This is a genomic window from Sphingobium sp. CCH11-B1 (assembly GCF_001556865.1).
In the GTDB taxonomy this organism is placed as follows: domain Bacteria; phylum Pseudomonadota; class Alphaproteobacteria; order Sphingomonadales; family Sphingomonadaceae; genus Sphingobium.
Genome location: NZ_LSJY01000193.1, coordinates 1 through 11,558 on the forward strand (window position 1 = coordinate 1; position 11,558 = coordinate 11,558).

The 11,558-nt window shown below is 61.8% G+C and carries 11 protein-coding genes; 4 read left to right on the forward strand and 7 right to left on the reverse strand.

The annotated features are described in order from the left end of the window. The first annotated feature begins 101 nt into the window (after window positions 1-101). The 3 genes from AX724_RS19350 to AX724_RS19360 all read left to right on the forward strand — a co-directional run bounded on the left by AX724_RS19350 (window position 102) and on the right by AX724_RS19360 (window position 2,068). Entirely contained in the window at window positions 102-443 is a 342-nt protein-coding gene (locus tag AX724_RS19350; protein WP_066769820.1) for a hypothetical protein, read from the forward strand. Window positions 444-510: 67 nt separating this feature from the next. Beyond that, window positions 511-1,782, forward strand: coding sequence for a tyrosine-type recombinase/integrase (locus AX724_RS19355; protein ID WP_082733610.1), 1,272 nt, complete (start codon window positions 511-513; stop codon window positions 1,780-1,782). After that, a complete protein-coding gene (locus tag AX724_RS19360) occupies window positions 1,775-2,068 on the forward strand; it encodes a helix-turn-helix domain-containing protein (protein WP_066769822.1) in 294 nt (97 codons plus the stop codon). The genes AX724_RS19355 and AX724_RS19360 overlap by 8 nt, the downstream gene beginning before the upstream one ends. A 6-nt stretch (window positions 2,069-2,074) precedes the next feature. Here AX724_RS19360 and AX724_RS19365 read toward each other — a convergent pair whose 3' ends face one another. Genes AX724_RS19365 through AX724_RS19385 form a run of 5 tightly spaced genes read right to left on the reverse strand, consistent with a single transcriptional unit; the run spans window position 2,075 to window position 8,462 of the window. Further along, complete coding sequence (locus AX724_RS19365) at window positions 2,075-2,611, reverse strand: lytic transglycosylase domain-containing protein (protein WP_231736764.1); 537 nt, start codon at window positions 2,609-2,611, stop codon at window positions 2,075-2,077. Then, on the reverse strand, window positions 2,608-3,156 hold the full coding sequence (locus AX724_RS23140; RefSeq protein ID WP_082733609.1) for a restriction endonuclease: 549 nt from the start codon (window positions 3,154-3,156) through the stop codon (window positions 2,608-2,610). Before AX724_RS23140 ends, AX724_RS19365 begins: the two co-directional genes overlap by 4 nt. Then, window positions 3,146-6,130 (reverse strand): MobF family relaxase, encoded by a 2,985-nt coding sequence (mobF, locus tag AX724_RS19375; protein WP_066769828.1) that lies wholly within the window; start codon window positions 6,128-6,130, stop codon window positions 3,146-3,148. The genes AX724_RS23140 and mobF overlap by 11 nt, the downstream gene beginning before the upstream one ends. Further along, window positions 6,127-8,163 carry a type IV secretion system DNA-binding domain-containing protein gene (locus AX724_RS19380; protein ID WP_066769831.1) on the reverse strand — a complete coding sequence of 679 codons (2,037 nt, stop codon included), beginning with the start codon at window positions 8,161-8,163 and terminating at the stop codon, window positions 6,127-6,129. Before AX724_RS19380 ends, mobF begins: the two co-directional genes overlap by 4 nt. Then, window positions 8,160-8,462: a hypothetical protein gene (locus AX724_RS19385; RefSeq protein WP_025291971.1), complete on the reverse strand. Its 303-nt coding sequence runs from the start codon at window positions 8,460-8,462 to the stop codon at window positions 8,160-8,162. The genes AX724_RS19380 and AX724_RS19385 overlap by 4 nt, the downstream gene beginning before the upstream one ends. Before the next feature lie 467 nt (window positions 8,463-8,929). On the opposite strand from AX724_RS19385, the gene AX724_RS19390 reads away from it, so the two are divergent. Next, a complete protein-coding gene (locus tag AX724_RS19390) occupies window positions 8,930-9,256 on the forward strand; it encodes a hypothetical protein (RefSeq protein WP_066769837.1) in 327 nt (108 codons plus the stop codon). A 150-nt stretch (window positions 9,257-9,406) separates the two neighbouring features. Here AX724_RS19390 and AX724_RS19395 read toward each other — a convergent pair whose 3' ends face one another. Beyond that, window positions 9,407-10,420, reverse strand: a complete 1,014-nt coding sequence (locus AX724_RS19395; RefSeq protein ID WP_066769839.1) for a DUF2493 domain-containing protein — start codon at window positions 10,418-10,420, stop codon at window positions 9,407-9,409. An 81-nt stretch (window positions 10,421-10,501) separates the two neighbouring features. Continuing rightward, the gene (locus AX724_RS19400; RefSeq protein WP_066769844.1) at window positions 10,502-11,005 is read right to left on the reverse strand and encodes a DUF736 domain-containing protein; all 504 of its coding nucleotides are present in this window, start codon (window positions 11,003-11,005) and stop codon (window positions 10,502-10,504) included. Between the last annotated feature and the right edge of the window lie 553 nt (window positions 11,006-11,558).

The following is an 11,558-nucleotide window of genomic DNA, read 5'->3' on the forward strand; positions in this document are numbered from 1 at the left end:
CTTTTTGCACGCCGATCACCCCACGAAGGGGGTGCCTATTGCACGCTGATCCTCATTGCGGACGCCCGATCGCGACCTTTGAGCATCAGCATAGAACCGCCATGCAGTTTCTCGAAAACCCGCAGAAACTATGGCTTTCTGAGCATATCGACGACAAGCGAGCAGCGATAAAACTGACTTTTGCAGAGAGGCTCATTTACGAGCGCGGAAGGGGCTATAGAACCACCCTAACCACTTCTCCTTTCAGAGTTATTTCAAACTTTGATGTAGAGAAGTGTGGAATGGTGCGGGTGGTCGGAATCGAACCGACACTCCTTTCGGAACCGGATTTTGAGTTTCGGATTCGGTGCTACGACGGTCTGCGCCAGGACACGCTGGAGTTGGAATATCACTTCTTTATCATATACTTATCCAGCATTATGCTTGTCCCGGCTGTGACCTAGTACGACCTGCTTCACTTCCCCGTGGCTCCTATGTGGCTCCTGGAAAATGGGCAGTCCGGAGACCGAAATGCCCACGCTAAAACTCACCAAGACCGCCATCGAAAGCGCACGGCCCGAAAAATCAGACTATGAGCTTCGCGACAGCGTCGTTCCCGGTTTCCTATGCAAGGTAACGCCCAGCGGCCGCAAGGTCTTCATGCTTTCCTACCGCACTGTGGGCGGCAATCGCCGCAAGCCTGCGATCGGCCAGTTCGGGGAATTGACGGTCGAGCAGGCCCGGACGCTTGCCCAGGAATGGCAAGCTCGGGTCCGCGCCGGCGGTGATCCATCGCTGGACAAGACGCGCGCCCGCACCAACCCCACCATCAGGGAATTTTGCAATCAGTTCATCGAGCAGCACTCGATCCCGCACAACAAGCCGAGCACTGTTGATCGGAACCGACAGAACATCAAGAATCACATCATCCCGGCACTCGGGAAGATCAAGGTCGCCGACCTGACGCGTCCAGACGTATCCGCGCTAATGCTGCAGTTGGCTCACACCCCCGGCGCCGCCAACACCACTCTCGCTTGTCTCAAGAAGATGTTCAATTGTGCCGAGCTATGGGGCTATCGATCCGATGGCACGAATCCCTGCCGCCTCATCCCCCGCTATCCTGAGCGGAAGCGAACACGGCTCATCAAGAACCGCGAGTTGGAGAAGCTGTTCTCCTACCTTGACCGGGCCGACGCAGAGGGACTGGAGCATCCTTCCTTCACCTTTGGCATCCGGCTTCAGTTCGCCTTCGCCGCCCGAATGTCCGAGATCATCACTATGCGCTGGGATTGGATCGATCTCGACGAACGCCGAGTCGTGTGGCCTGACAGCAAGACCGGAGGCATTTCAAAGCCGCTAACCGAAGAGGCGCTCGAACTCCTGGCGCGCATTCCACGGCGTGAAGGATCTCCATTCGTATGCCCCGCAATCCACCGTTCTGACCGATATCTCAGCAATCACAGCTATTGGTCGGCGTGGAAGCGAATCATCGAAGCAGCCGGTCTCACCCATGTCGGAACTCACGGCATCCGCCATCGAGCGGCCACTGATATTGCGAACTCGGGGGTTCCTCTTCGGGTGGGAATGGCACTGACGGCCCACAAGACGGTCACAACCTTCATGCGATACGTCCACATCGAAGATGATCAAGTCCGGCAGGCTGCGGAAAAGGTCTCGCGTCGCCGTGCCGCTATCATCGCCGGTGGCAGTTCCACAAAGTCACCGACAATCGATGCGGAGGACCTCGTTGCCGGCGGCACACTCGAAACTGCTGCTCAAAAGGAGATGCGCTATCATGGCTGACGGACCTGATCGCCGCTACCTTACGTCCGATCAACTTAGCGGTGCAATCCACCTCAATGACGTAAAGCCGCTTCGCCTCGTCACGCCTACCATCGCTGCCAAATATCTGACGATCACCCGGCACTCGCTTGCCTGCTATCGAAACCTGGGCGGCGGCCCGGCCTATTACAAATTCGGCCGCTGGATACGATATTCGGTCGATGATCTCGATGAATGGGCCAATTTCCAGCGGCAGCCGGGTGGCTCGATGCCTCGGAAAGTGAGGTCCGCCAAAAGTTCGGGTTGAGGAACCCTAATCGAAGACAGCGAGGCCATATCGTTCGCGCAGCTTCGTCGCGACGGAGCTAGCATAACGATGCTGCCGCCAAGCCGTAGGGCTGTGATAGACACCTACGGCTTTCCAATAGTCGCCTGTGGTACGCAAGGCCGCGAGGAACAGCCATCGCGCGGCCTGCACATTGAAGCAGGGATCGTTGATCAACCAGTACCGGACGGAACGTTCCGACCGGCCAGTCAACGCCGCAAACTTCGGAACCCAGGAGCTGTTGACCTGAAGTGGGCCGAGGTCATGAGTGCCATTCGTATTGAACACCTCCGCGCCGATCCATCCAGCTTCCTGATCGCGCAGTCCCCAGAGTGTTTTTTCAAGCCATGATTTTCCCGCCGATGCGGATTGAATGCATCGAGCGATCTCACGTTCTGCGGGGGCAGATCTGATCGGACCAGTCGCCGCTGCGGCTGAACCGGAAAGGAGGAAGATGCCTGCGATGACTGCCGGCAACGCATAGAAGCCCGACCGCCAGCGAGGGCGAAAAATGGGGGGGCTCATATGCGCTTTCCCCTGACAAAGACGGGTTCACCGCGGATTAGAGCAAGAAGCTGATCTCCCGATATGATCTGGATGTGAGGATAGCGATTGAGCAGCGTTCTAGTCGATAGTCCGGTTCGGCCGGTGTGAATGAACAGGCCCGGTATGTGCTTCACCGCACATAGCTGTGCGAACGCTTCAACATGTTCTGGCCGTATCGTATCTGCGTAGCGCTTGGCTTGGATAAGCCAGACCTCACCGCAGATCCTTATCCTTCCATCAACACCACCATCACCGGTGTATCGCCGGTTTCGGGTCACTTTGATCGCGCGCCGCTCAAGACATTCCAGCAGCAGTTCCTCGAAAGCCAAGGGATCCATGCGGCGCAACCGGGCAAAAGCCATCCCCGCCGGCTGAGAACGATCGCGACCTTGCAATTGGCGGCACATGGTCCGTGCCTGTCGACGCCTCCATCGATGTGTCAGCGGAGCGCGGGAACCACGAAGGAACCAGGCAAGGAGCACAATCGCGACAACGACAAAGCATAAGCCAATTTCAACGATCATGACCGCCTCCGTGGTCTTGGGAAGGAGCGTGGGCAGGTTCGGGAGCCTGCGGCGACGGCGACTGTGGCTGGTGCCCATCGGCCCGTCCGATTTCGTGATCCCCACCACCACGAGCGCGCTCCAGGAGGGTTGTGAGCCACTGATCCAACGATCGGGCTGCCGCCTGCGCTCGGGCCGCGAAATAAGCGGCCAGACTGTCCGGCTGCAGCTTCGCTCGTTCCTCTTGCGCCGCGCGCTGACGATCCTTGTGTGCCTCACGTTCCGCACGTTGCTCATCGCGAAGACGATCCCAGCGGTCACCATGCTGGGCGCTCCGCCCCTTGACGCTGTCGCGTTCGATCCGACCTAGCCCCTGAAGCGAGGACGTCTTCTCACCTGACCGCAGCTTAAGCTTATCGACCAGCTTTTCCCGGTTCTCGGTCCAAAGTCTGGCTCCGAACCGGGCGCGTGTGATGGCGGTGTAATAGTTTTGGCCGGTAACCAACGGCGAGTTCACGGGGGCCAGGACATAAACGCGATCGTAGGTTTTCGACTGCGCAGAGTAGACGGTCTCCCCATAGCCGTGGTCCCAGTTTCTGTGCTGGGAGAGATCAATTTCCTGAACCCTGTTACCACGGTCCCATCTTACCGTGGCGATTTGGCCTTCGAGTTTTTCAACCGTGCCGCGCTCGGCGTTCTTAAGTTCCAGCTCCTTGTTGACGAGACGCCACTGGATGCGGTCGCCGGCCGCAAGTGTGCGGTCTTCTTCCCTGAACACGTTGATCTGCGACGCCCGCCCGAGACGCGGATCCCACTGGATGGTCCTGCCATGCTCGTCGACCAGATTGACCGTCTGGCGGCCGCGAGCATCGCGACCTGTTCCAATCACCCGATATTCGGCATCGCGAGCGATACCGAGCCCAACATTATCCCGGGAGAAGGTCACCACCTGGCCGCGGGAGTAGAAGCGCGCGAAGTGCTTTTCCTGGTCGGTCATGCCCGAGGGCGACAGGATCGACAGCCGGGCCTCTTCGGCGGCAAGCGCGCCTTCCGTCTTGAGCGCCTCCCGGATCCTGGTGTTGACGATCAGGCGGGTGGTGTTCTCGAGAACGAGGATATTGGTCTTCGCGCGTTGTTCGGGACTGAGCCTCGTCCAGTCAGCCACCAGCGCCTTGGCCAGGTCCTCGCTGTCCGCACCGCTGGTAACCGCATCCAGCGCCTTGAGCGAACCATCGTAATTCTGGAGGCGCGCCAGCCGGACGGCTTGCATGATGCCGTCATTCTCCTGGCGGACGGGGTCCTTGAGTTCGGCCTTCGGCATGCCGAGCCGCATCATCAGCCAGAAGGGCTTGCCCTGTTCGATCGCACCCGTCTGGCGGGTATCGCCGAGTAGGATCAGGCGGGCACCCGTGGTGCGGCTGATCTCCAGCAGCCGGATCGCCTGACGGTTGCCAAGCTGGCCGGCCTCGTCGACCACCAGGACATGGCTGTCATCGAGTTTCGCTCCGCCGGTGGCAAGCAGGCTCGCCACCGTGCGCGATTCGATATTAGCCTTTTGCCCCAGTTCGCCTGCAGCAGATGAGGTCGGAGCAAGGGCGATCAGCGTTGCCCCCTCCCGCACAGCCTCGCGTAGCGCACCGATGATCGTCGACTTGCCCGATCCCGCAACGCCATGCACGGCGACCACCCGATGATCAGAGGTGCCGATATGGAGGAGCGCCGTCCTCTGCTCGGGTTTAAGATCGCGAGCGATCCCCGCGTCACGCAAAGCTTCAACCGACGCCAACGGTCGGGCGTCGTTGAGCGCAAGCGCCAGTTGGTCGGATAGAGCGATTTCGAGGCGCGCCGTCTTACGTGTCGTGCGACCGCGAGTGTGGACCTCGTCGCCGGTGCGGTGCCGCGTTTCGAGGAGCTTGGCCCGTTCCTGATGCTCCTCCACAACGGGCCGCACATCGGAAAGGCGGACCTCGCCGACATGCGAGGCCAGAGCCGTCTGCAACAGCCGCCCGAGATTGTTGACCGCTTCTTTGCCTTCCGATTGGCGGATACCGAACAGCATCGCCCGCGCGGCGGTCGGACCATCGACCTCGATGGGCCGTTCACCGATTTTCTCGGCATCGGCACGCGTGTCCTTCACTGCCTCGGCATGTTGACCGAGCCGCCCGTCCCACCGTTGGTGAAGCTCCTCCAGCGAGACCTTCTGCTTCGGTCCACGGGTGGCATAGAAAGCCTTCTGCCGCTCCGCCTGCCCAGTAAGCCCATGCTCCCTGGCATGTGCCTCGATCTGTTCGGCTCGTTGCGACATGTCAGTGATCAGGTCCCTGGGGACGCCCCTGATCTCGAACAGGCCCCGACGTGGGTCGAACTCGACATCGTAGCCGCGCTCCCGGAGGAGATGTGCCAGTTCGTTCCGATAAACCTGCCCAGCCGTCATCTGCTCGGCGAACATCGCGCGCGTTTCGAGGCTGACCTTCTTTGCACCATCCCGCTCGTCGGTGATGTTCATGACCACGACGTGGGTGTGGAGATGCGGGTCGAGTTCCCTGGAGGCATGCTCGGTGAAGCGCGCCCAGATCAGCCGCCCCGTCGTCTTCTCGGTCACCTCGCCGTCGACGCGATGCCGCATGAGGGCGTGTTCTTCGAGATACGAAAGCGCCACCGTGACGGCCTGCTCGTGCGCTTCCACGATCCTGTCGTCACCCGCGACCAGCGCCATGATGGAGACCGACTTTGGAGCATTGACCGCAAAGTCCCAGCCCGGATGATGCTGGATCTCTCCGTCCTTCCGGCGACGGCCCAGTTGCTGGTCACCGACCTTGCCCGCGAGCAGTTCCTTGAAGACGGCAGGATCGACATCGCCTTCCAGGCCGAGCTCGGCGGCGATCTTGCCACCCCATTCGGAATGCTCTTCGGAGCCCTTGGTGTAGTAATCGCCGACCGTGTAATAGCGGGCGATGTTGGCGGGTTTGCCCTTAAGGCGGATCGGGTTGATCATGCCGGCCTCGCCGTGTTGCGGGCGCCGTCATGACGGCCGTGCTGGCTCAGGCGGAAACCGGCTGGCTTACCGAACAATTCGAGTGGAGGTGGCGGGTCGATCGGTCTCCCTTCCTGAGCGGCGTCGGCCGGCTCATCATTGGTGGGCGGCATCGACGGATCCGGTCCCTCGGCGGGCGGCACGAGCGGCAACTCCTCTTCGGGATCAGCTCGGGTAGCGCGTCGCTTTTTTGCGGTGGTTGTTTTCGGCTTGGCCGGTGGTGTCTCAGCCGCGGGTGCCGGGGGCTCGAACGCGACCGGAACCTCCATGCGCGCGGGAGCGGTGCCCCGCTCCTCGAACGCTTCGCCGATGGAGGCGACCTTATTATAACTGTCCTCGAACCGGACCACCGGCAGGCTACGACCGAACCGCAGATAGCCCATGAGGTTTGGCAGATTGGTGACCTCGGTGTGCATCACCAAAGGCCGCGTCACCTGCATGCGCGAAAGGTTCACACCATCGCGCATGTCGTTCACCCCGTAGGACATGCCTTCATTGGCCTCGACCTGCTCGACCTGTCCCAGGTTCTCGCTGACATGCTTCGCCGTGGGGGTGTCGTTGGCGCGCAAAGCCACCCAGGTTGAGCAATAACCCGTGACCGCTGCGGCATCCTGAATGCCGTAGGTCGCCTCCAGCTGCGGATAGCTTTGGAAGCCCAAGATACCGCAGCCTCCATACTTCCGCGCGCGGGCCAGAAAGTCTCCGAGCGATGGTAGGCGCTGGAGGGTCGGCAACTCGTCGATGACGCAATAGAGGCGCCGATTGCGATCAGGCGTCATGCTCATGATCGCGCTGATCGCGATATCAAGCCACACCGTGATCAGGGGGCGGAGCGAGGGAAGTTGATCTGCCTTGACGGTGATGAAGAGCCAGCTGTCGTCCTTCTCGTTGGCGACCCAGTCGCGGATCGAGAAGCCATCGGCGGTGTCGTCGAGATAGGAAAAGCTGCGCATCACAGAGGCGAGCTCGGCCTGGATGCCGGCGCTGGTGCGCTCGCCCTCGGTCGAGATGAACGCCGCCGCATCGGTACCGGCGGCGAAGGCGGCGAGATCCTTCAGTTTGGAACGCAGCAGCGTATCGAGCAGGATCGAGACGAGGGTGCGTTCCTGCCGCGCGAGCTTCCTCATTACGGCAACAAGCGTGCCGCGCGCGGCCTTCGCCCAGAAGGGATCGCCGGTTTTGTCGGGGATCGTGGATTCGGCGATCTGATCGTAATGATAGTCGCGCGGCACATCGACCCAGGGCGACCAGCAATCCGCCCGCGCATCGAGGGGGTTAAGCAGGATGTCGATCCCGGGCCGGTAGAATTTCTCGACGAAGGTTCCAGCCGTGTCATAGACGATGGCGCGTCGTTTCCGCTTCCGGATGCCGTCGAGCATCTTGACGATGATGTTGGTCTTGCCGGTACCTGGGGCGCCGCAGAGCAGGATATGTTCGGGTTCGAAGGCGTCGGGCACATTGACCCCGCCGATTTCGAAGCTGCCCTTGGCATGACGCCACAGCGCCCGGCGTACCTGCCGCACTGTGCCGAACCTGGCCCCGCGCAGGAACTGGTTGGAGCCGAGCCCCTTGCCCGTCCGGGTGAAGTAGAACCAGGCCCACCCCAACATGGCGAGAGCGAACGCACCTGCGAGGAGCGCGCCATGGAGGAGATAGGTCTCGAATGCGGCGAGCGTCTTATGCGCTACACCCGAACTGATGAGCGCCTTGGGCGTGGTCCAATATTGCTGGCCTGCCGGTGTCTTGAACAGGATCGGCGTCGCGTTGCCGGGCAGCGTATCGCCCATGAAATAGGCTTGCGTGATCTTGAGCATCACGAAGCGTTCGTATTCGGAAGACTTTTCGAGCGCGTACCAGACGATGCCGCCGATCCAGATCACCAGCCCTGCGATGGAGGTCTGGTAGAAGACCTGGGTGGTCATGCGGACATTGTGGACGATGGCCTGGCCGCCCCGCGTCCAGGAGCCAAGTGTGTCATGGCGAAAGATGCTCACGGCCGGTCCTGCTCGGGATCGAGCAGCCCCCTCTCACGGAGGAGGCGGCGCGCTTCACCCAGTCCCTTTTGGAGGATATCGGGCGAACGCTCGCCCACCGAGGTGGCGAGAATGGCGAAGGCCTGAATGACCGTCGCATGGAGCTCGTCAAAACGGGCGTGATAGCCCGAAGGATCACTGCCTTCGAAGCGTTCGAGGATATCGCGACAATAGGTCGCTGCGCCGAGTCCGGCATTGCGTGCCTGGACAGAAAGGCGCGCATAGAGGTCATCGTCTATGCGGATTGTGATGCGTGCCAAGCGGCGGACTCCTTGTCCGACACGCCAGCAACGTGGTGAAGCGCAGCTCTTATAACCGAATTACGACCTGTTCTCAACAATTTATCAAAACTGCCGGTGGCAGCCACTAAGTGCCAAGACAGATCAATCGCTTAGGGTCTGGAACGACAGGGCGTGGCTGCCGGCGGCAGCCGATCAGTGCCAGATCGACAGCCGCTCTGTGCCGACGAAAAGTGGCGGAAATCCGCGCGATTCGCGCCCGCAGCACCCGTGCGTGGGGTGCATTACACTCGCCTTCGGCGTGCGTCCCTCCTCCGCAGCGCGCTTGCCCGCTGCGCCTGCTCGATTCCGGTCGGGGCGGGTCTCCCCCAACAGGGGAAAGCGTCCTGCCAATCGTGTTCCGATGGTGGGTAAGGCATTGCATGGTGCTGGTCCTTGATGGATAGTCGGTGCTGGCGGGCAGACCTCCTTGAGCAAGGAGTCTAAGAATGCCCAAGATGACGGAGCGCGAGCGGCTCGCGAAGATCGAGGCCGATCAGCACAATCTCGCGCGGGAAGCTGAGACGGTACGGCGCAGCTTGCGCGCGCATTATGGAAAGCTGGTGACGGAATTGCCGGTCGAACGGCTGAGCGAGCGCGAGTTTCGCGATGTGATCGGCCAGGCGATCCGGGTTGGCGGTAGCGCTGCGATTTCCGCGCTCAAGGGACTGACGGCACAGGGCGTCCAGGTGGAACCGTCTGCGGGGGCGGCTCGCAAGCGCGCGGTTGTTCCCCCGGCTGGCGGGGATGATGCCGCAAAGGCTGTGCATCCTTAGCGGAAGGGGGAGTGACGTTGGCGGGCGGTACGCCCGGCAAAAGGAACGGCGCGGGGGAAACAGTTCGGGTTTCCCTCGCTCGTGCCAAAGGCACGACTTGGGGCCGGGAGCGGTTTCCCGCCCCGGCCCTTCTCTTGATTTGTCGTGCGATCAGGCCGCTATGACGCGGCGCTTCTTCTTGATCGGCACGGCGGGTTCCTGATCCGCCCGCATGAAAACATGGGTGGGGACACGGTGCCCCTGTTGCGGGTTGAACAGGTCGTACAGGCTCGACTGGATGCCCGATCCTTCGCACAAAAGCGCCTCGACCGGCATAAGCTCGGCGATGTTGCGATTGCGCCTGAAGGCTTTTCCGTTGCCGCGCCCATAGAGACCGAAGGCGATGCAGATAACGCCGCGCTGTGCGGCCCATGCGGCGGCGGCTGCATCCACGCCAAGGCGCTGCCCGGTGGTGACAAGCACCATGTGCGGAATGCGCGCCCTGATCTGGTCGAGCCGCCCCCAGATGATGCGCCAATCGTGCCAGTCCTGCGGGCCGGAAACGACCACGACCGGGCCTTGCGGGTCGTAGCGATCGCGCCGCCGTTCGGACCTTGCGCGCAGGAAGTCGAGCGCCGAAATCTGGCTGGCGGTGGTGACGTGGGACGCACGCGATCCCTTGGCGGGCGACCATGGGCGACCGGCATAGGCGCGATACATCGCCGCTGCATAGTCGCGCATGGCTTCCATGGCGGCGCGCTGTTCGGCGACCGACTGGCATTCAAGCTGGGTGTCTTCCAGTTCCTTGTTGAACACCTCGCCCGGTTCCAGACGGCGGGCCATGTCGCGGATGGTATCGGCCAGCCTGTCCTCGCGGCCTTCGAGTTTGTTCGCCACGAAATGAAAGCTGTTGACGAAGCCCCATGCGAGTTCGGGGGCGAGCGGGTCCAGCCGTGTATCGCCTAGCAGGTCGAAAATCGCGGCGATGATGCCGCCGCATTCCGCCTGTGCGGCGAGGGGATCGGGCATGAGAAATTCGCCCGGTTCCTCGTCCGGTTCGATGATGCTGAGGGGCAAGGGATCGCCGAAGGACGCCACGAAATCGGGGGTGGCGGTAAGTTCGGCATAGAGTTCCGGCAGGTCGGCAAAGCTGCTAACGCTGCGCGAGGCCGTTGGCTTGCTCATGGGATGCACTCCTTGTGACGGGATGACGGTTCAGGACCGGGGAAGCGTTCCAGCGCTCCCCCGGCCCGCCTTGGTTAGCCCTTAGAAGGGCACCTCATCGTCAAGGCTGCGCCCGCCGCCGGTATATCCGCCGTCCGGTCCTGCGGTGCTCCCGCCGGAGAAACCGCCGCCCGACCGTCCGCCGAAACCGCCAGCCCCGGCACCTTGGCGCTGACCGCTGCTCGACCGTCCACCAAAGCCGCCGCCCTGTGCCTCGCGTTCGCGTTCGCGCCGCCACTGGACGTCAAAGCCGTTGGTCTCGTCCCCGAAGAGGGCGATGGGGAGCGGTTCGCGGAAGCTGGGATCGTCGATCATGCCGGACAGGAACACCTCGTCATTGGAGCGCATCTTGCGTTCCCAGACGACCCCGATCTGGATTTCGTCGCCAGCGCGGTTCGTCTCGTAAATCTCATAGACGGGGGCGCTGTCGCTCTGTCGATCTTCGACGCGGCGCATGATGAGATAGGGAAAACGCATTTCGCGGGTGGCGATCTTGCCAATGATGTCGCTGGCGCGTTCGTCGAATTTGAAGCTACCGATCTTCATGACTTCATCCTTTCTCTGTGTCGTGGTCCGTTTCTCTTTCCCGGCCACAACTGAACTCTACTCCCTCCCCTCCATGACTTCCATGTGATTGATTTCTTGACAGAAATCCATCGTACTTGGTGAGCCCGAGCATCGAACGGCCGCGCCAGCGGCCAACAAAAAACGAAGACGCACCGGCCGCGGAGCGGCTGGTTCTGTTTGAATGGAACGGGAGCGTGGGCCGGCTGACAAGTCATCGCACCCGGAGCCGCCCTCGCAGGTCCGAAGGCGCAGGGCCGGGTCGGGGATGCAACAGGCACGGGAGCCTAGCGGAGCTTGCTGAAATGGGGCCGGCGCTTCTGTTGAAAACAGACAAACGTCGCCGGCCCCATTTCAGCTAGCGCAGCTTGGCGACGCAACTCGTTGCATCCCCGACCCGGTTCTGCAACGCGCGGATCCTGCGAGGCGGCGAAGGGGGTGATGGCTTGTCTGCTGGCTCCACGATCCGCATCGCGCGACTAGCGCGATTCCTTAGGCGAAGCCTGAAATAGCGCAGGTCTTGCCGGTCATCCTG

Coding starts and splice junctions, on each gene's coding strand:
- AX724_RS19400 (WP_066769844.1), bottom strand. CDS start 11,005: ATGAAGATCGGTAGCTTCAAATTCGACGAACGCGCCAGCGACATCATT.
- AX724_RS19350 (WP_066769820.1), top strand. CDS start 102: ATGCAGTTTCTCGAAAACCCGCAGAAACTATGGCTTTCTGAGCATATC.
- AX724_RS23140 (WP_082733609.1), bottom strand. CDS start 3,156: ATGATCGTTGAAATTGGCTTATGCTTTGTCGTTGTCGCGATTGTGCTC.
- AX724_RS19355 (WP_082733610.1), top strand. CDS start 511: ATGCCCACGCTAAAACTCACCAAGACCGCCATCGAAAGCGCACGGCCC.
- AX724_RS19365 (WP_231736764.1), bottom strand. CDS start 2,611: ATGAGCCCCCCCATTTTTCGCCCTCGCTGGCGGTCGGGCTTCTATGCG.
- AX724_RS19390 (WP_066769837.1), top strand. CDS start 8,930: ATGCCCAAGATGACGGAGCGCGAGCGGCTCGCGAAGATCGAGGCCGAT.
- AX724_RS19395 (WP_066769839.1), bottom strand. CDS start 10,420: ATGAGCAAGCCAACGGCCTCGCGCAGCGTTAGCAGCTTTGCCGACCTG.
- AX724_RS19360 (WP_066769822.1), top strand. CDS start 1,775: ATGGCTGACGGACCTGATCGCCGCTACCTTACGTCCGATCAACTTAGC.
- mobF (WP_066769828.1), bottom strand. CDS start 6,130: ATGATCAACCCGATCCGCCTTAAGGGCAAACCCGCCAACATCGCCCGC.